The sequence below is a fragment of the Aquimarina callyspongiae genome (genome assembly GCF_034322225.1).
Lineage (GTDB): Bacteria > Bacteroidota > Bacteroidia > Flavobacteriales > Flavobacteriaceae > Aquimarina.
This window is the reverse complement of record NZ_JAXLPA010000004.1, coordinates 751,953-771,580: the sequence shown is the minus strand read 5'-3', so window position 1 is coordinate 771,580 and position 19,628 is coordinate 751,953. Positions and strand designations below refer to the sequence as shown.

Genomic DNA, 19,628 nt, shown 5'->3' with positions numbered 1-19,628 from the left:
TACTACGCCAGGCGATACCGTTACTTTTACTGTTACAGTAAGTAATAGTGGTCCTAACAATGCTACCGGAGTTGTGGTTACAGATCAGGTTCCAAACGGATATACAATAGTTGGTAGTCCAACGGCTAGTCAGGGTACATATGTACCTGGTACCGGAGTTTGGACAGTAGGATCGATCAACAATGGATCGAATGCTACCTTAACGATTGTTGCTACGGTAAATGCTACGGGTACTTATGTAAATGTTGCAGAGATTACTGCGAGTGATAATTTTGATCCTGACTCTATACCAAACAATGATGTTTTAGCAGAAGATGATCAGGATGATGCTGATCCGGGAGTTTCACCAGTTAGTGATTTAGATGTTGCTAAGGGAGTTGTACTGACTACGGATGCAGACACAAATATTGTAATAAGTGCAGGAGATACCGTTACTTTTACTGTTACAGTAAGTAATAGTGGTCCTAATGATGCTACCGGTGTAGCTATTGGGGATGTTGTTCCTGATGGTTATACAGCTATTAGCAATATAAGTGATGGAGGCATATTTGGAGCAGGAATTATTAATTGGACTGGTTTATCTGTAACTTCAGGTTCATCTATACTTCTTACTTATGAAGCCGTAGTTACTGATACAGGTAATTATACAAATTTTGTTGAGATAACTGCAAGTGATAATTTTGATCCAGATAGTACTCCAGATAGTACTCCTGATACAGATGTTCCTACAGAAGATGATGAAACCAATTTTACTCCTTCAGTTCCAGAATTAACATTTACTAAGACCTCTAGTGTTGGAGGTACAGGAGCAGTTGGAGATATTATAACCTATACATTCTCTGTCGAAAATACAGGTAATGTAGCTATTGATAATGTTACTATAGATGATACCTTAACAGGAAGTGTTAATCTTCCAGTTACTCCATCTACATTAGCACCTGGAGCAATTGGTACTGCGACAGCTACTTATACAATCACTCAGGTAGATATCGATGCTGGAGTTGTAAGTAACTCAGCAACTGTAGAAGGAGACGATCCTAATAATGATCCTGTAACAGATGTGTCAGATAATGGAGATGAGACAACAGATGGTCCTGATCCAGATAGTGATCCTACAAATGACCCGACAGATACAACATTGACTCAGAATCCGGAGTTGACACTGACCAAGACTTCTAGTGTTGGAGGTACAGGGGCAGTTGGAGATATTATAACCTATACATTCTCTGTTGAAAACACAGGTAATGTAACCATTGATAACGTTACTATAGATGATACCTTAACTGGCAGTGTTAATCTTCCAGTTACTCCATCTACATTAGCGCCTGGAGCAATTGGTACTGCAACAGCTACTTATACAATTACTCAGGTAGATATTGATGCTGGAGTTGTAAGTAACTCAGCAACTGTAGAAGGAGACGATCCAAATGGTGATCCTGTAACAGATGTGTCAGATAATGGAGATGAGACAACAGATGGTCCTGATCCAGATAGTGATCCTACAAATGATCCAACGGATACAACACTGACTCAGAATCCGGAGTTGACACTGACCAAGACTTCTAGTGTTGGAGGTACAGGAGCAGTTGGAGATATTATAACCTATACGTTCTCTGTCGAAAACACAGGTAATGTAACTATTGATAACGTTACTATAGATGATGTCTTAACAGGAAGTGTTAATCTTCCAATTGCACCATCTACCTTAGCGCCAGGAGCGATTGGTACTGCAACAGCTACTTATACGATCACTCAAGCAGATATTGATGCTGGAGTAGTAAGTAACTCAGCAACTGTAGAAGGGGACGATCCAAATGGTGATCCTGTAACAGATGTGTCAGATAATGGAGATGAAACTACAGACGGTCCTGATCCAGATAGTGATCCTACAAACGATCCAACAGATACTGTGTTAGTACAGAATCCAGAACTTACTTTAGTTAAAACTGGAGTTGCTGAAGGATCTACAGTTGGAGATATTATTACATATACATTTACTGTTACCAATACCGGTAATGTTACAATAGATAATATTACAATAGATGATACGCTTACAGGAAGTGTCAACCTTCCAATAGTACCTGGAGCACTAGCCCCTGGTGAAAGTGGAACAGCTACAGCTACTTATACCATTACACAAGATGATATAAACCTTGGTGAAGTAGAAAATAGTGCGGTAGCAATAGGACAGGATCCTGATGATAATGATGTAATGGATGTCTCTGATAGTGGTGATGAAACTATCGATGAAGATGGAGATGGAGATCCAACGAATGATCCTACAATCACTATGATAGAACAATTTCCTAACTTAGCTTTAACCAAGACGGGAATATATGTAGATACAAATAATGATGGGTTGCCTAATGTAGGTGACGAAATCAGATACACCTTTACTGTCGAAAATACCGGAAATGTTGATATCACTAATATTGTTGTTACCGATCCATTACCAGGAATTGTAGTGACAGGCGGTCCTATTGATTTAGCTGTGGGAGAGATTGATACAAATACATTTACAGCAGTTTATGTATTAACTGCCGCAGATGTTCTTACAGGAAGTGTAACTAATCAAGCTTTAGCAACAGGATTAGATCCTAATGTAGAAGATGTTACAGATTTATCAGATGATCCATCAGATACTACAGATTTAGATTTGGATAGTGATGGAGATGGAGAAGATGAAACGATAGTAACTATAGAGTTAGAAGATGATATCGTAATATATACTGGAATCAGTCCAAATGGGGATGGAACTAATGACCAATTTAGAATTGTAGGATTAAATAATTTCCCGAATAATACATTACAAATATTTAATCGTTGGGGAGTAATGGTGTTTGATCAAGATGGATATGAGCAACCAGGAGTTAAATTATTTGAAGGAATAAGTGAAGGAAGAGTGACTATTAGTGAGAATCAAGAATTACCAGTAGGAACTTATTATTATGTATTAGAATATGAAAATGCAAATGGTGTACGTAAGTCTAAAGCGGGATACCTATATATAAACAGATAAAATTTATTTGGAATAGTATATATTTGTTATTCCCTAAATCAAACAGAAATACTGATGAATAGACTATTAATATTATTTATGCTAGTGAGCTTCGTCCTGATCACTACATCAGGATATGCACAGCAAGATGCGCAATACACACAGTATATGTATAACACAATTAGCGTTAACCCAGCTTATGCAGGTAGCAGGGGTGTTATGAGTATTATGGGATTGCATCGTAGCCAGTGGGTTGGATTAGATGGAGCTCCAAGAACGCAGACGCTTACATTAAATACCCCAATAGGTGAGAATAATCGAGTAGGATTGGGGTTTTCGGTAGTTAATGATGAGATCGGACCTACGGATGAGACATATATTAACGTCGACTTCTCCTATACAATCCCGACTTCAGAATATGGAAAGCTAAGTTTTGGATTGAAAGCAGGAGCACATCTATTGAATGTTGATTTTCAAAGATTAACACAATTCAATCAGAATGATAATCTTTTTGAAAACAATATTGATAATAAATTTAGCCCCAACGTAGGAGTGGGAGTTTATTATCATACCGATAAATTTTATTTGGGATTAAGTGCCCCAAATATTTTGGAGACGGATCATTTTGATGAAGATGCTGCTAGTAGCGGTAGTAGTGCAGTAAGTTTTTTAGCAGAAGAACGAATTAATTATTATTTAATGGCGGGTCATGTATTTGATCTTAGCGATGAAATAAAGTTTAAACCAGCTGTTTTAAGTAAATTAGTATTCGGTGCGCCATTACAAGTAGATCTTTCTGCAAACTTTTTAATGTATGATCGATTAACTTTAGGAGTAGCTTATCGATGGAGTGCCGCAGTAAGTGCTTTAGCGGCTTTTCAGATATCAGATTCTATGATGATTGGATTTGCTTATGATCGAGAAACTACGGATCTTGGAAATACAAGGTTTAATGATGGAAGTTATGAAGTTATGCTTCGCTTTGAGTTATTCAGAAAATATAATAGAATGCTAACACCTCGTTTCTTCTAGGTTTTCACTAAAAATTAGGAAATAATATAATACACAATATGGGGAAGTTATTACTTAAATCATTATGTATCGCATTAATATTGTTATTTGGTAACAATGCTTTTTCTCAGGAAAAAAAGTTACAAAAAGCAAAAGAACAATATGATAAATATGAATATATCGATGCACAGGAAACTTATCTTAAAGTTGTAAAAAAGGGGTATAGAAGTGCAGATCTTTTTAAAAACCTGGGAAATAGCTATTATTTTAATAGCCAGTTTGAAGAAGCCCTTAAATGGTACGAAGAGTTAATTACATCATATCCTGAAGAGGTTGAACCTGAATATTATTTCAGATATGCCCAAACTTTAAAAACGGCTAACAGATATGAAGACTCTGATAAGTATATGCAAAAGTTTGTAGACCTTAGCTCGGGTGATCAGCGTGCAGAATTATTTAAAAATGAACCAAACTATTTAAAAAGGATAGATTTTCAATCAGGAAGATTTGAAATAGAAAACTCATCTATCAACTCATCATTTACAGATTTTGGAACAGCGTTCTTTGGTAATTTTGTTGTATTTGCTTCTTCCCGAGATACATTAATCATTAAAAAAAGTGTTCATCAATGGAATGAAGAAGCCTTCTTAGATCTATTTAAGGCAGAATATAACACAACGAATGGAGAACTTTCAGAAATCCAAAAATTGGATAATAAGTTAAACTCCAAATTTCATGAATCTACTCCGGTTTTCACTAAGGATGGTAATACTATTTATTTTACCAGAAATAATTTTGATGATAGAAGATATGGTAGAGATAAAAAAGGAACAAATAAATTAAAAATATATCGTTCTTATAAAAATACTCAGGGTGGATGGACAACACCGCAAAGTTTAGCATTTAACAGTGATGAGTATTCTGCGGCACATCCGGCACTAAGTATAGATGAAAAAACATTGTATTTTTCATCAGATATGCCTGGAGGAAAAGGAATGTCTGATTTATATGAAGTAGCAATTAATGCTGACGGAAGTTTTGGAGAACCTAAAAACCTTGGAGATCGTATTAATACAGAAGGAAAAGAAACATTTCCTTTTATAAGTAAAAATAACGATCTATACTTCTCTTCAAATGGGCATATAGGTTTAGGAGGATTGGATGTATATGTTACTCGTCTTAACCCTCAGACAAAAGAAGAAAAATTAGTAGTTAATATTGGTAAGCCTGTAAATAGTCCTAAGGATGATTTTGCCTTTATCGTGGATGATGCTTCTAAAAGAGGTTATTTTTCATCAAATAGAGATGGAGGAAGAGGAGGAGATGATATTTATGGTTTCCTTCAATTAGAAGATTTAAAAAGCTTTTGTGAGGCTACAATTGCTGGGGTAGTAACGGATAAGGATACTAATGAATTAGTGCCAGGAGCCAAAGTTTCTATATATGATAGTAGTAATAATCTTATAGAAAGTTTTGTAGTAGGAGATGACGCTGCATATTCTAAAGTGGTAGAATGTAATTCTAAATATTTTGTAAGAGCAGAAAAAGGAGAATACGTTACTTTAGAAGAGTTAGTAAATACACCAGATGAGACTCAAACGATAGACACACCACTAGCTATAGAAAAGAAAGTGAAATCTGCTGATATTGGTGATGATTTGGCAAAGATATTATCACTTAAGCCTATTTATTTTGATTTTGATCAATCATATATACGATCAGACGCCTCAGTAGAACTAGCGAGAGTAATTGAAGTGATGAATCAATATCCTACGATGAAAATTGATGTAAGATCACACACAGATAGTCATGGAGAAGATGCATATAACCTTGCATTATCAGAAAAAAGAGCAAAAGCTACCGTTGCTTATATGATTAGTAAAGGAATTGCTGCTGATCGATTAACAGGAAAAGGATATGGAGAAACAGAACCTGTTAATGAATGTGGTAATAATACAAATTGTAAAAAAGGAGAATATCAATTAAATAGACGTAGTGAATTTATAATTGTGAAATAATTATATAACTCTACATAAATAAAATATGGGCTATTTGCCTTTATAAAAACACCTTATTTTTAAGGTGTTTTTTTTAACTTCTACTATCTTTATCTCAAAAAATGGTTGAATTGGTATTACACTTGTGATTTCGTAATTTTGACCCCAACAAAATACAATGGAAGAAGAAAAAGTCATTTTAGTAAACGAGAATGATGAGCAGTTAGGATTAATGCCTAAACTAGAAGCACATGAAAAAGCCTTATTACATAGAGCCTTTTCTGTATTTATTATGAATAGTAATAATGAATTGATGCTTCAGCAAAGAGCTCATCATAAATATCACTCTCCAGGTTTATGGACAAATACTTGCTGTAGTCATCAAAGGGATGGAGAAAGTAATATAGAAGCAGGAGTTAGAAGATTACAAGAAGAAATGGGTTTTACCACTATACTTAAAAATTCTATTTCTTTTATATATAAAGCTCCTTTTGATAACGGACTTACAGAACATGAATATGATCATGTGTTAATCGGGCAGTATGATAAAGAACCGGTTATTAATGAAGACGAAGTGGCAGATTGGAAATGGATGCCGGTAGAAGATGTGAAAAAGGACATCGCAAAGCATCCTGAACAGTATACAGCTTGGTTTAAAATCATTTTTGATAAATTTTATACACATATTACCTTATGAGGATAAAAGCCTGTAGAAAAGCTCATTTTAACGCAGCACACAGATTATGTCGAGCAGAATGGAGTGATGAAAAAAACCTCGAGATTTTTGGAAAATGTAGTAATCCAAAATACCATGGGCATAATTATGAATTAACTGTAGCAGTAACAGGAGAAGTGGATCAGGAAACAGGATACCTGATTGATCTTAAAATCTTGAAGGACTATATAAAAACAGAGGTAGAAGATTATTTAGATCATAAAAATCTAAATGAAGAGGTAAAAGAATTTGCTACTTTGAACCCTACAGTAGAAAATATTGCAATGGTTATCTGGAATAGATTACGTGATAAGTTAGATATGAAGTATGATATCGAAATAACTTTGTATGAAACTCCTCGTAATTTTGTAATATATTCTGGAGGATAATTTATATGACATTAAGAGTAGGAGATAGAGTTCCTGAGTTTAAAACAAAGAATGACCAAGATGAAATATTTGAGAGTAGCTCTCTAATTGGTTATACGCCTGTAGTAATATATTTTTATCCAAAAAACTTCACACCAGGTTGTATTAAGGAAGCTTGTGATTTTAGAGATAGGTATCAAGATTTTAAAGAATTGGGAGCTGAAATAATTGGTATTAGCTCAGATAGTATAAAATCTCACGAAAAATTTAAAAGAAAATATAGACTACCATTTACTTTTTTAACTGATCAAGAAGGAAAACTCAGAAAACTGTTTGGTGTAAAAGCTGGATTATTAGGTTTATTACCAGGAAGAGAAACCTTTGTAGTAGATAAAAGAGGGATTGTACGGTTAAGATTTAATAGCATTCAAGCCTCTAAACATACGGATAAAGCATTGTCCAAAGTAAAAGAAATTGTACAAGAGTAATCTTTAAAATCAAATTAGATTTTTAAATCGTATTGCTCTGATAGTTTATCGATCGAAAACACTAATTTTGCATAAAATAAATTTGATATGGCAAATAAAAGAGACCTTAAAAAAGATATTAATTACGTATTAGGAGATATCATAGAAGAAGTTTATTTATGGGAGTTGAACAATCCTGATAAAGATGGTAAATCTGGAGAGGCGATAATTGATGAAGCAATAAAATCATTTGATGGTTTTATGGCTAGGGTAAATGACAGAAAAGTAGAAAATGCAGCTAAACACTTTAAAACAATCAGGCAAGATCTAGAGAAAACTGCCAATGATTTAGTGCAAAAAGTAAATTCGCTATAATTTTTTTAAAAAAGTATTTGCAAATATGATTGGAGAAATTATATTTGCAACCGCTTTGCCGATATAGCTCAGCTGGCTAGAGCAGCTGATTTGTAATCAGCAGGTCGTGGGTTCGAGTCCCTCTATCGGCTCTGTTAATAAAAAAGTCCTAAGTTAAACTTAGGACTTTTTCTTTAATAATAGTTCTTATGCTCTTTAAATACAGCAACCATTTGAAGGATGATAATTACAACCTGGGATATAAGTTGCTCCACAACTTGCATTGTTTAAAGCTACATGTGTAGTCGTACAACAGCGTGCAGCAGGATCACAACATCTAAGCAAACCAGGTCTTCCTCCTCCGCTAATTGTTTTTTGTTCCTCTTTGTTTAATCTTTGAGCGCCTTCTAAGTTTAAGATGTTTTTTAACATGAATTAAGGTTTTAAGTTATATTGCCAAGTTAAAAAAAGTATCTTTCAGTTTGATAAGGTAAAACATCAGACATTCAATGGTTAAAACTTTCTACGAATTTTTGCTTTTTACTATTCTGCAGTAGCTTTATTAAATGCTTCTGTTCCACCAATAACTGGCAAGGTTAAACTTGTAGCATTTATATCAACAGTTAATTCTGTTCCCGGACTAGGCCATAGTGTAAAATCTTTATCACTAGAGAATATCATGAGTCCAATTTGTTGTCCTTTGGCAATTATCTGATCATCTGGTTGCAGATCAAAAGTCAATTCATAGAATTCTCCAGGTTTTAGAGGTTCACTTTCTGTCAATGACTTATGATTTTGTGGATCTGCCCAACCTCTTGTGATAATATTATCCGTGATTTTTGCACCTCGCTTTTCCTGCCATGGTAATGATACTAACCAAACAGATAGATTAGCTGCAGGTTTACTACTGGCTAACTTGATAGAAATTTTAGGAATACCAGAAATATGGATGTCTTCAGATAGTTTTGGTGTAACATAAATCAAACGATGATCTGTATGCTCAGCTTTAGCCAAATCAGCGCCTGAAAAAGAATAATTATCAACTAGTTTTTCTGATTTTTGGTTAGAAGTAACTTTTGTATTTAATTTTCCAACTTTAGGAGCGCCACCAGTAAGATATAATTGTACTGGAGATGCATCAGGGTTTGGATAATCTTTATAAGCAGTAGGTGAGTCCTTTTTATCGTTTTCACGAACAATCCACGCTTTTGCGTCTTTTTCAACATTATTTTCGATGCCGTGTAAATATCTGGTGAACCAACGATTCATCATTTTCATTGGCGGTGGTCCACCATGACCATTTTGGTGATAGAATATTTGAGAAGGAATACCTTTTTCTTTTGCAGCTTTATAGATTCTATAACTATGTTCTGGCATTACGTTCCAGTCATTAAAACCGTGAGACATTAATAATGCAGCTTTCATAGGTTTCATATCATTAAGATAATCACGCTTTGCCCAAAAATCATTATAATCCCCGGTAATTCTATCCATACCGTTGGCCATTTCTTTATCTCTTACATTTGCATTGTTATAAGGGCGTTTAGCTTCGTCACCACTATGAATAAAATCATATAATACATCAATGTCTTCTCCTAGATATCCTCCTGGATGTCTTACTAAACCATTAGATCTATAATAATGATAATACGAAGTGTTAGGAGCAATAGGAATAATTGCTTCTAATCCTTCCACTCCTGTAGTTGCTGCCGCAAGAGGAATGGTACCGTTGTACGAAGTTCCTGTCATTCCTACTTTACCAGTAGACCAAAAAGCCTCTACAGTATCTTTTCCATTAGGTGATGTATACCCTTTTTTACGGCCACATAACCAATCAATTACTGCTTTGGGAGCGAGAGATTCATTGTCACCACCAACAGTTGGAGCACCTTGCGATAATCCTGTTCCAGGAGATGATGAATGTACTACGATATAACCTCTAGGAACCCAGCTCTTTATATGAGAGTTGGATATGATTGGGCGCTTTCCTGTACGCTTTACTTCAACATGAGTTCGTTTTTTAGGAGGAGCTACACCAAGCTCATGTTTTACATCCCAAAAAAGCCCATCGGCATCAGGAGCTACTCCTGCAAAGTACGGACTAGAAACATAAATTATTGGGAGTTTGAGTCCTTCTGTATCAGTTTGATAAGGTCTTGTTACATCTACATGCATACGATCAAGTTTACCATCACCATCAGTGTCAAATTCTGTTTCTACCCATAAATCATGACGAATCCATTTATCAGGAGTATTAAAAGCTTCTACAATTTGTGCTTCTCCATCCTTAAATATAGGTACTGCTTTACCAGTGTTTCCCCCATTTTTTTCTTGTCCATAGCAGGATAATACAGATAGTGCGATAAGACTACAGAAGAGTAATGTTATTTTTGATTTGACTAATTTTTTCATAAAGCCCTTATTGTGTTTAATGATTTGTGATATTTTAAATATAATGAAATGTAGTGCTTCGTTATTTCTGATGGTAATTTACCTAAATAAATTAAAATATAGGTTTTAGCATATGCTAAAACCTATATTTGATATAATCCGAATGATAGTAAAGAAACCTATTTACTGGATAATTTATTACCATGTCTTGTAAAACAGATTTGAATTACTAAGTTCTATAGTATTTTATGTGGTTATTTGTTTGATACTATCAGTATGTGAGATATCATTGATGTTACTTTCTGATCAATTAATGTTTTTTGATTTTTTCTATAAAAGTGTTTAATCCTTTTTTTACAGGTGTAGAAAGTTCTTCGTTTTCTATCCAGGTATGAACATCTCCTATATACTGCATACCTAAGTAGTTAGCTGTTTCAATAAAAGGCATGGTGAAACCTTTTTTTAATTCTGAGTCTGAACCACAACTAATCATTGCCATTTTTTTACCCCTAAGCTTCCTTCCAATTTCTATTTCTTCTTTGAGACAATCCGTTATTCTATCAAAAAAATTCTTCATTATGCCACTCATAGCATACCAGTATACTGGAGTAGCAAAGATGATAACCTCATAAGAATCTACTATTTGTCTCATTAACGGAATAAAATCATCATCATGGTTTTTAAATTCGTAATCAAATGCACTAATGCGTTTTGACTTTAAATCGATAATATCAAATTCTATTTTTTCATTGATAAAAGATATAATTGTATTGGTATTGCCATAGGTTCTTGAACTTCCTTGTAGTATTACCCCTTTTTTATTCATCGTATTTTGTTTAAAATTATATGACAAATGTATTCTGTGTGTTTTATGAATCCAATAAGGGGTAAATTTTACCCCATTATAATTGTTCTCCAAATTCATTAAGAACTTGAAATACAGTAGAAAGTTGTAGCCCTAAAGGAGTCATTGAATACTCAGTTTTTTTGGGAAACTGATGAAAATCTTCTTTTTTAATAAGACCATCTTCCACCATTTCTCCTAATTGTTGAGTTAAGGATCTTTTTGATGCTTCGGGTAGTCCTTTTTGGATTTCTTTTAATCTTAAATTTCTTTTTAATAATTCACTCAAAATAGCTGGCTTCCATTTACCAGAAATGACGAGTAATGTCTTTTCTATAGCGCAATCATTTTTAATTGGGGTTTTACGTTGGTATGAACTCATGCTTTTTTAGAATTAATGTGAAACCTTTCTAGATTACAATGATCTATAATTCTCTTTTTATTTATTCTGTTTGTCTAACTTTTCTATTTTTTTAAGCCACTTATTTCTATACTTATCTTTAGAGAATTGTATTTAGTCAATAGTAGTGATTTTTATTTTAACCTTCTGTCTGTTTCTTTTATCGGTAAATCATTTATACTGGCATATCTTTTTTTCATATAACCATATTCATCAAACTCCCAATTTTCATTGCCATAAGCTCTAAACCATTGCCCATTTTTGTCGTGATATTCATATTCAAAACGCACTGCAATTTTGTTATCAGTAAATGCCCAAAGTTCTTTTTTTAGTTTATAATCGAGTTCAAAATTCCATTTGTCTGTCAAAAATTCAACAACTTCGGCTCTTCCGTTTATAAACTGATCTCTATTTCTCCATTCAGTTTCTGAGGAGTAAGCCAAAGATACTTTTTCGGGATTTTTTGAGTTCCAGGCGTCTTCTGCCATTTGTACTTTTTGAATAGCCGTTTCTCTTGTAAATGGGGGTATTGGATACTTTGTTTCCATGATGAGTTGTATTTGTTTGTCTATTTTTTTTACTTATGATGCTACCATAGAGCAATTAAAACTGGTAGAATCTACTTTGTGAAATGAATATTTTTTTTAGAATTTAAGTTTTAAACTTCAGTTGCTATCATCAATTAGGTAGCATTAAATTTGTATACCTTACATTGATGTTATGTCATAGTGCCAATAACTATTTCTTAGAAATAAGATTATTAATGATAATTGAACTTTGTTATTTTTTTTGAAGAGTAAAATGTAACTTCAATGTTTAGGTAAGTAATATATTGTTGTTCAAGAATCTCAAACAATATTAGATTGAGTTTCAATTTAAAAAACTAAGTTAAATTTGATTTAAAAAGACCAGAAGTTAAAAATTAAGTATTTAATTGTTAGCAGTAAGTAGAAAAACTATATGCCAACTGATAATATACCAGAATTATATATACATGATCTCAAATCAAAACCAGAGCTTTTTGTATATGATTTTAGAATGACTGAAGATGCTATTAAGACTAAGGTCAATTTAAGTATGCATATGTTTAGTTTTTTACAAACGGGTAAAAAGCAAGTACATTTTGCAGAAACCTCTGTTTTAGTAGATAGTGATCAGTCTTTGCTTATAAAAAAAGGGAATTGTTTATGGAGCGAGTTATTAGATAAGGAAGATATATACTACTGTAAGCTTTTTTTCTTCTCAGAGAAGCGATTAAAAGAATTCCTGAGTAAATATGTTAAGCGTAAAGAACAACCTCAAGAGACCCCTTCATACTTTACGATAGGAAATGATTCTTATTTAACATCATATCTTAATTCTTTATCCAAAATTGCTTCAGCTCCACCAGCGTTTATGGATAATTTATTGTCAGTTAAGTTTGAAGAATTGCTAGTATACTTACTTAACAAGTACAAAACTGTTTTTGAGAACTACCTATTATCTTTAATAACTCAGGAAGGATCATCTTTCAAAAAAAGCATTGAGCAAAATGTCTATTCTACTCTTACATTAGAAGAAATTGCTTTTTTGTGTAATATGAGCCTTTCTACATTTAAACGTCATTTTATTAAAGAATATAATGTGTCACCAGGAAAGTGGTTGCGTGACAAGAGATTGTTAAAAGCAAAAGAATTGTTAGAAGAAGGTAATTTAAAATCCTCTGATATTTATTTAGATTTAGGATATAATAATTTATCTAATTTTAGTAGTGCTTTTAAAACCAGATTTGGTGTTAATCCCTCAGAAGTGTGATCAATTATCTTTATTCTATATATAAATGACCTTTTTTCATAACTAATTGAACTTTTCTCGTAAGCGTGCAGCTATCATATCATAATATTTTTGCACTGAAGTTAAAATAGCAAAAAAGTATATTATGAATATTACACTAGAACAAGCAGAAAAGATGATATCAGCAGCAAAGTCAAAATCAGATGTTTTAAACACCAAAATGAACATAGCTGTTGTAGATGCGGGAGCAAATTTAGTAGCTTTTGTACGTATGGATGGCGCTTGGTTAGGATCATTAGATATCTCTATAAAAAAAGCAAAAACAGCACGTTTCTTTGATATGAATACAGGAGTTATAGGCGAATTATCACAGCCAGGAGGTTCACTATTTAATATTGAACATTCTAATAATGGATTAATCACGTTTCCTGGAGGAATACCAATAAAAGATGCAGAAGGAACTATAATTGGTGCGATAGGAGTGAGTGGAAGTACTGTTGAAAATGATCATGCAGTAGCTGAAACGGGAGTAAACGCTATCTAAAAACTAAGATATAATGTATAAAAAAGGATAACAATTCTGTTATCCTTTTTTTTAATCTTTGCGTCTATGGCTCATACCTGTAATGACCTATAATTTTATACATAAAAAGGCAATCTTCGATTACTTGTCCACCGCCTATATTATGCACAATTAAATTTCTTTTTTTGTCTTCTGATTTTTTATCAACTACAATCCCTATATGTGTTAAGCCACCCCCTAAACTCCAACTCACTATATCACCCGGTTTATAATCATTAGGGTTTTTGGTTATTGGTTTTTCAGCATTTTCCCGCTTAAAATAGGTCATCAGATTTGGAACTCTTCTATGATCGATATTTTTATCGGTTGTTTTTAATCCCCAATTTTTTGGATACTCATTAAAATTAGCTTTCATATCCTCGTGTACCCTTTTTTGTAAATCAATTCCAATTTTACGATAAGCGCGAATAACTACATCTGTGCAAACACCTTTATCAGAAGGAACATCTCCATTTGGATAATCAATTGAGAAATAACTTGGATCATAAATCACTTTTTGTTTTGTTAACTCCAAAGCACATTCAGACAAGCTTTTTTTATCAGTTTCAACTTGCGAAAAAGAGACTTGTATTATCAATAAAAGAAGTATAGAAAACAATCTTTTCATAAAGTAAGCTTTTCAATTAAGAATTCATTTTTAAGATAATATGGAAGGGTAGTTGTCTAAAGGTAGTTTGTTTTTTCTAAAGAAACAATATTTCATTTTGATTGTACTATTAGCGCTTATAGTACTATTATATAAACAAGAAACCTCCATTAAATGGAGGTTTCTTTATAAATTCTAGAAAAAGAAGAGTTTTAATTTTGTATATGTTACTCTGGTTTTTGAACTGCAGTACTTTCTTTTTCTTTTCGTTCTTTAATATATGCTAGCAATTGCTTTCCGTATATGGATTTTTTTACTTTAGGGCTAAGGGAATTAGCCACCGTATCAAGAAACTTAATATTAGCATCAAATACTTCATTTAAAGTTATGTATGGAGCTACTTCTAATTTCCTGTTATTCATAGCAAAGTTGATGGTATACAAATATTTTTGCTTAAGAAGCTTTTTGTAGGCTTCATCGTTTTCTAATAATTTCTCTTCATCATTTTGTTTACTAGCCTCAAAATTTTCTTTAATCAACCTCAGATTTCGATCGTTGAATCGTTGATTCATTTTTTTGTATTCAGAAAGCTTTGCTTCATTTTTACCACCAACGATTTTAACGTCTTTTTCAAAATCAGATAGTGTTGTAGTGATAGTAATATTTCCTTTTTCTGCAAAGAAATCAATACGATCATTATACTGTGCTCCATCTTTTTTGTCAAGATATAAATAATGAATCTCTGGCTCTGTTACATTAGAAAACAATATAAATTCTGAAACCCCGTCAATCACTACAGAATCTACATTAACAAGAATAGTATCTTGTATTTTTTGAAGATATACGGTTCCTGTTTTTAGACCCTTGATATTTCCGGATATTGTTACATTCCCTTTCTTTTCTGGGGTACTACAACCTATTAATAAAATAGTAAAAAATAATATGGCAGAAAATGTTCTCATGAATAATTTTCGGTTTGAAAAATTGGGTTACAAAGATGGTATAAATTCAATTGAAATACTAACTTCCGGAAGCAATTTGCATTAATATGGTACATAAAATTGCACCATAAGTACCTACAACATATCCGAACACAGCCAAAAGTACACCTACAGTAGCTAATGATGGATGAAAAGCAGCTGCAACCACTGGAGCAGAAGCTGCGCCTCCTACATTTGCCTGACTACCTACTGCAAGAAAAAAGTAAGGGGCTTTTATAAGTTTAGCAATACCTATTAATAAACCTGCATGGATTGTCATCCATACTAATCCGATAGCTATAAGACCAGGATTTTCTAATATCATACCCAAATCCATTTTCATTCCTATAGAAGCAACCAATATATAAATACAGATACTACCTAATTTACTTGCGCCAGCGCCTTCATAATTTCTAGCTTTAGTATATGATAGTACAATACCAATAATGGTAGAGATTGTAATCATCCAGAAAAAAGTAGAAGTAAAAGAAGCTAGAGCAGAAGTTTTATCATTAAAAACTTCAAAATTATTAGATAAAAAATTAGAAATCCCACCAGCACCCCAATGAGCAATACCAACGGTAACAAAAGCTATAGAGAGCATCATCATATAATCGGTAAGAGAAGGATTTCTTGTAATACTTTCTGAATAACTTGATACTTTATCCTTAAGAGCTTCTATAGCACTATTATCAGCTTTTAGCCATCGATCAATTTTGTTGCTTTTACCTATACCAATTAATAGTATAGCCATCCATAAATTAGCAACCACAATATCTACCAAGACCATCCCGCCATACTTATCCTGATTATACTCATATATTTCTAACATTGCAGTTTGATTAGCACCACCACCAATCCAACTTCCGGCAAGAGTGGATAAACCTCTCCAAACGGCATCAAAACCTGCTCCGCCTACAATGTCTGGAGAAACTAATGATATTAATAAAATAGCTATAGGACCTCCGATAATAATCCCTATGGTACCGGTAAAAAACATAATCAAAGCTTTGGGCCCTAGGTTAAAAATTGCTTTTAGATCAATACTTAATGTCATTAATACTAAAGCTGCGGGTAATAAATATCGAGTAGAAACATGGTAAACTTTTGAAGTTTTTTCTACAACTTCACCTGCAGCGTTGAGCTCTTCCCACTTAGGAGCAATAATTCCTAATGACGTAAATATTGCTGGTAAAAAATAACAAAGTAATAGCGCGGGAACAAATTTGTAAAAAGATTTCCAAAAACCTGTTTTGATCGAAGAGGTATAAAAAACTAAGCCTAAGCATAGTAACAAGATTCCAAAAACGATGGTGTCGTTTGTAAAGTAAGGGATATTATCCATAGTGAGTTTATTGTTTTAAAAGAGATGCATTGCAAAATACGATTTTTTAAAAAAGAACCTCAAACGGGATATTAAAATTAAATACAGGCTTTTAATCGTTTATCCACCTCTTTAAAAGATTGATTTGATATTTTGCAGCGTTGGGATTCTCTTCTATAATGATTTTTTTAACGGTAGGTTTAATCACATTAGAAGTGAATGTTAGGATTTGATTATTTCGCTCGATTTTTACCTTTATAACATCACCAATTTTCCATTTATTAGAATCACCAAAGAGGTCATAAATGTTTTTGAGATTGTACTTCTTGTTATTAATACTCAATAAGGCGTCACCTCCTTCAATACCAATGTTTTTTAAAAAACTGTTATGTATAGCTCCTTCTGTAAACAGTACTTTTTTTGTAGCTTCAGAACTTTTTATATAGGGTTCTTGTTCATAAATAAAATAAGAAGAAGGAACATCTATAGTTCCAAATTTTAGTCCAAATTTTTTCAAATATTCTGCATAATCGATAGGAGTATTACCAATAACATGTGAATCAAAGAAAGCACCAACTTCTGGAGGGGACATTTCTTTAATGACTTTTATAAGTTCTTCATCCTCAAATGGTACATTACTACCATAAAGACTTGATAAATTTTTGATTAGATCTAAAATCCCTTCAGTACCATTACTTTTTTCTCTAAGTATGATGTCTAGACACATAGAAATTAGAGCACCTTTTTCATAAACGTTGCGATAATTTTTATGATAGGATTCATCAAGAATGTTTGTACTCATTTCGGTAAAAGACAATGTATCATCAAAGGCTTTTGCCGTTTCAATTTTTTCTAGAATTCTTTCAAAAAACTCCTCTTTACTAATCAATCCCTGAGTGATTTGAAATAATAAAGAGAAATATTCTGTAGTTCCTTCATATAACCAAAGGTGTTGCGACATCTTCGGGTTGTTATAATCAAAATCGTGGATTTCTTTTGAATGAATTGTTAGAGGGGTTACAATATGAAAAAATTCATGAGAAACGACATCTGTAAGAGATTCACTGAGTTTTTGATGAGAAAGAGATTCGGGCAGTACTACAACAGTTGATGTATTATGCTCTAGCGCACCAAAACCTCTGGCATCATTTGATTTTGAAGTAGAGAGATATAATAGGATACTATATTTTTTTGTTGAATTGATATTACCCAAAAAATTCTTTTGAGCTCTTATAACTCTCTCGATAACAGGCATGATTTGCGACGCTTTATGTATTTTGTTTGGAGAATAAACACTCAAGAGGACGTCGATATCATTGACAGTAAATGTTACTTTATCCAATTGTGTATACATAATAGGAGAATCTGCTACTTCGGCATATCGTTTAAGTAAGAAAAAATCGGTTTCATACTGGATGTTTTCCGAAGTACTTTCTGAGGATATTTTAACAAGAGATGTTGAAGATTCTAAAGATTTGGGACGTTTAATAAATAACCTATATTTTTTTTCTTTCATTCCGTCAAAATACCCAACAAAGGCATACAGGTTGAGGATGAAGTTTTTATTTTTAGAAATATTTGATCCCGTTGGAGAGAAAATATCGTGGGTGTTTTCTGAATCGAAGGTGTCATTTACCCAATAAGATATTTTATGTAGTTGTTGAGCGTTGTTTATTTTCCAGCGATTATCTCCATGTTTCTCAATAGGCAGTAAATTACCTTGACGATCATATGCTTGAAAATCCTCTATATATTTTCCGTAATTATTATTTTGATAGGTGCCTGGAACGATTTTAGGTAAATAATAACTAATAGTGTCTACATTAAAGTTTGCTACTTGCAGCTCTACTTTAACCTTATCTTTTATAATATTAACCAGATCTATGTTTGTAATAATAGGAGTGTAATCAACGCTTACAACTGGTTGAGAACTTTTACAACCCACAACCAAACAAAAAATAAATGAGGCTAAAACAGTATTCTTAAGGCTATTGTAGGTTTCTATCACAATTATTTAATATGATTTTTAATATATGTAGCCACACCATCTTCTTTACCAGGAAGTGTAATAATATCAGCAATTTCAATGGTTTCTGGCTTAGCGTTAGCTACAGCAACTCCTGTACCTACAGCTTTTATCATTGCAATATCGTTATAATTATCGCCAAATGCTACTACATCTGATATAGGAATTTTAAAATGTTGATCGAGAAGCATCTCAATCGCTGTTAATTTTGAAATGTTTTTATGGGCAATTTCAATATAAGTCGGTTTTGAACGATAAAGGTGTAATAGATCTCCAAAATTGTCTGACAAAAAAGTAAATGCAAGATCTATATACTGTTCATCACCCATACACATAATCTTATGAGCTCCTTTATTATTGTTTTTCCAATCAAGAATAACTTCATCGGTGGGTTTGACAACAGGGTTAACTTTTGTGTTATTTGATTCTCTATTAGCCCAAAAATCCATTTCGGGTACAAACCAGTCATCATTGTGATATAAGCTAATGTGTATATCACGTTTGATATTAAATTGATGAAGTTCTGCTATAATATCAGGAGCAATAAAAGTAGAATGTATAGGTTTTTGATCTACTAGTATTAGACCACCATTATAGCAAATAAGAGGTTGATCAGTAATATCTAATTCCTTTTGTAGATGAATCATAGCACTAGGCATACGTGATGATATTAATACTACAGGAATTGTGTTTTTTATTCTTTTAATTTCTGAGATCGTAAATTCAGAAAGTTCTCTTTCAGGATTTAATAAAGTTCCATCTATATCAGAAAATACAAGGCGATGCGGCATTTAAAAATTATGAATTTGAA

The 19,628-nt window shown here is 32.9% G+C and carries 19 protein-coding genes and 1 tRNA gene; 10 read left to right on the top strand and 10 right to left on the bottom strand.

All coding sequences use genetic code 11. The features are described from left to right. The 8 genes from U0D62_RS19950 to U0D62_RS19915 form a co-directional block, all read left to right on the top strand. On the top strand, positions 1-3,019 hold a 3,019-nt coding region (locus U0D62_RS19950), incomplete at its 5' end, for a DUF7507 domain-containing protein (protein ID WP_322289097.1). Between the two features lie 54 nt (positions 3,020-3,073). Continuing rightward, entirely contained in the window at positions 3,074-4,030 is a 957-nt protein-coding gene (locus U0D62_RS19945) for a PorP/SprF family type IX secretion system membrane protein (protein WP_322289096.1), read from the top strand. Positions 4,031-4,068: 38 nt separating this feature from the next. Further along, entirely contained in the window at positions 4,069-6,027 is a 1,959-nt protein-coding gene (locus U0D62_RS19940; protein WP_322289095.1) for an OmpA family protein, read from the top strand. 157 nt (positions 6,028-6,184) lie between these two features. Then, positions 6,185-6,703 carry an isopentenyl-diphosphate Delta-isomerase gene (gene idi / locus U0D62_RS19935; RefSeq protein ID WP_322289094.1) on the top strand — a complete coding sequence of 173 codons (519 nt, stop codon included), beginning with the start codon at positions 6,185-6,187 and terminating at the stop codon, positions 6,701-6,703. After that, the gene (locus U0D62_RS19930; RefSeq protein WP_322289093.1) at positions 6,700-7,110 is read left to right on the top strand and encodes a 6-pyruvoyl trahydropterin synthase family protein; all 411 of its coding nucleotides are present in this window, start codon (positions 6,700-6,702) and stop codon (positions 7,108-7,110) included. Before idi ends, U0D62_RS19930 begins: the two co-directional genes overlap by 4 nt. 5 nt (positions 7,111-7,115) lie before the next feature. Beyond that, positions 7,116-7,577, top strand: coding sequence for a peroxiredoxin (locus tag U0D62_RS19925; protein WP_322289092.1), 462 nt, complete (start codon positions 7,116-7,118; stop codon positions 7,575-7,577). 87 nt (positions 7,578-7,664) lie between these two features. Continuing rightward, on the top strand, positions 7,665-7,931 hold the full coding sequence (locus U0D62_RS19920; RefSeq protein ID WP_322289091.1) for a hypothetical protein: 267 nt from the start codon (positions 7,665-7,667) through the stop codon (positions 7,929-7,931). Between the two features lie 57 nt (positions 7,932-7,988). Next, positions 7,989-8,062 (top strand) — tRNA-Thr (locus U0D62_RS19915). Between the two features lie 64 nt (positions 8,063-8,126). On the opposite strand, the gene U0D62_RS19910 is transcribed toward U0D62_RS19915, so the two are convergent. The 5 genes from U0D62_RS19910 to U0D62_RS19890 all read right to left on the bottom strand — a co-directional run bounded on the left by U0D62_RS19910 (position 8,127) and on the right by U0D62_RS19890 (position 12,093). Then, positions 8,127-8,342, bottom strand: coding sequence for a hypothetical protein (locus U0D62_RS19910; protein WP_322289090.1), 216 nt, complete (start codon positions 8,340-8,342; stop codon positions 8,127-8,129). 111 nt (positions 8,343-8,453) lie between these two features. Continuing rightward, on the bottom strand, positions 8,454-10,322 hold the full coding sequence (locus U0D62_RS19905) for a Xaa-Pro dipeptidyl-peptidase (RefSeq protein WP_322289089.1): 1,869 nt from the start codon (positions 10,320-10,322) through the stop codon (positions 8,454-8,456). A gap of 289 nt (positions 10,323-10,611) precedes the next feature. Next, positions 10,612-11,127, bottom strand: a complete 516-nt coding sequence (locus tag U0D62_RS19900; protein WP_322289088.1) for a flavodoxin family protein — start codon at positions 11,125-11,127, stop codon at positions 10,612-10,614. A gap of 76 nt (positions 11,128-11,203) precedes the next feature. Beyond that, positions 11,204-11,527, bottom strand: coding sequence for a winged helix-turn-helix transcriptional regulator (locus U0D62_RS19895; RefSeq protein WP_322289087.1), 324 nt, complete (start codon positions 11,525-11,527; stop codon positions 11,204-11,206). Positions 11,528-11,679: 152 nt separating this feature from the next. Continuing rightward, positions 11,680-12,093: a nuclear transport factor 2 family protein gene (locus tag U0D62_RS19890; RefSeq protein ID WP_322289086.1), complete on the bottom strand. Its 414-nt coding sequence runs from the start codon at positions 12,091-12,093 to the stop codon at positions 11,680-11,682. A gap of 412 nt (positions 12,094-12,505) precedes the next feature. Between U0D62_RS19890 and U0D62_RS19885 the strand changes: the two genes are divergently transcribed. Both U0D62_RS19885 and U0D62_RS19880 read left to right on the top strand, forming a co-directional pair. Next, positions 12,506-13,339 (top strand): helix-turn-helix domain-containing protein, encoded by an 834-nt coding sequence (locus U0D62_RS19885; RefSeq protein ID WP_322289085.1) that lies wholly within the window; start codon positions 12,506-12,508, stop codon positions 13,337-13,339. Positions 13,340-13,463: 124 nt separating this feature from the next. After that, the gene (locus U0D62_RS19880) at positions 13,464-13,862 is read left to right on the top strand and encodes a GlcG/HbpS family heme-binding protein (protein ID WP_322289084.1); all 399 of its coding nucleotides are present in this window, start codon (positions 13,464-13,466) and stop codon (positions 13,860-13,862) included. Positions 13,863-13,926: 64 nt separating this feature from the next. Here the strand turns inward: U0D62_RS19880 and U0D62_RS19875 are convergent, their stop codons facing one another. The 5 genes from U0D62_RS19875 to U0D62_RS19855 form a co-directional block, all read right to left on the bottom strand. Beyond that, positions 13,927-14,508, bottom strand: a complete 582-nt coding sequence (locus U0D62_RS19875; protein WP_322289083.1) for a DUF1287 domain-containing protein — start codon at positions 14,506-14,508, stop codon at positions 13,927-13,929. Positions 14,509-14,714: 206 nt separating this feature from the next. Next, complete coding sequence (locus tag U0D62_RS19870) at positions 14,715-15,449, bottom strand: DUF4369 domain-containing protein (RefSeq protein WP_322289082.1); 735 nt, start codon at positions 15,447-15,449, stop codon at positions 14,715-14,717. Positions 15,450-15,507: 58 nt separating this feature from the next. Next, positions 15,508-16,812, bottom strand: coding sequence for a DUF819 family protein (locus tag U0D62_RS19865; protein WP_322289081.1), 1,305 nt, complete (start codon positions 16,810-16,812; stop codon positions 15,508-15,510). A gap of 91 nt (positions 16,813-16,903) precedes the next feature. Then, positions 16,904-18,799 (bottom strand): M61 family metallopeptidase, encoded by a 1,896-nt coding sequence (locus U0D62_RS19860; RefSeq protein WP_322289080.1) that lies wholly within the window; start codon positions 18,797-18,799, stop codon positions 16,904-16,906. A gap of 2 nt (positions 18,800-18,801) precedes the next feature. Beyond that, positions 18,802-19,608, bottom strand: a complete 807-nt coding sequence (locus tag U0D62_RS19855) for a Cof-type HAD-IIB family hydrolase (protein ID WP_322289079.1) — start codon at positions 19,606-19,608, stop codon at positions 18,802-18,804. Positions 19,609-19,628 lie beyond the last annotated feature (20 nt).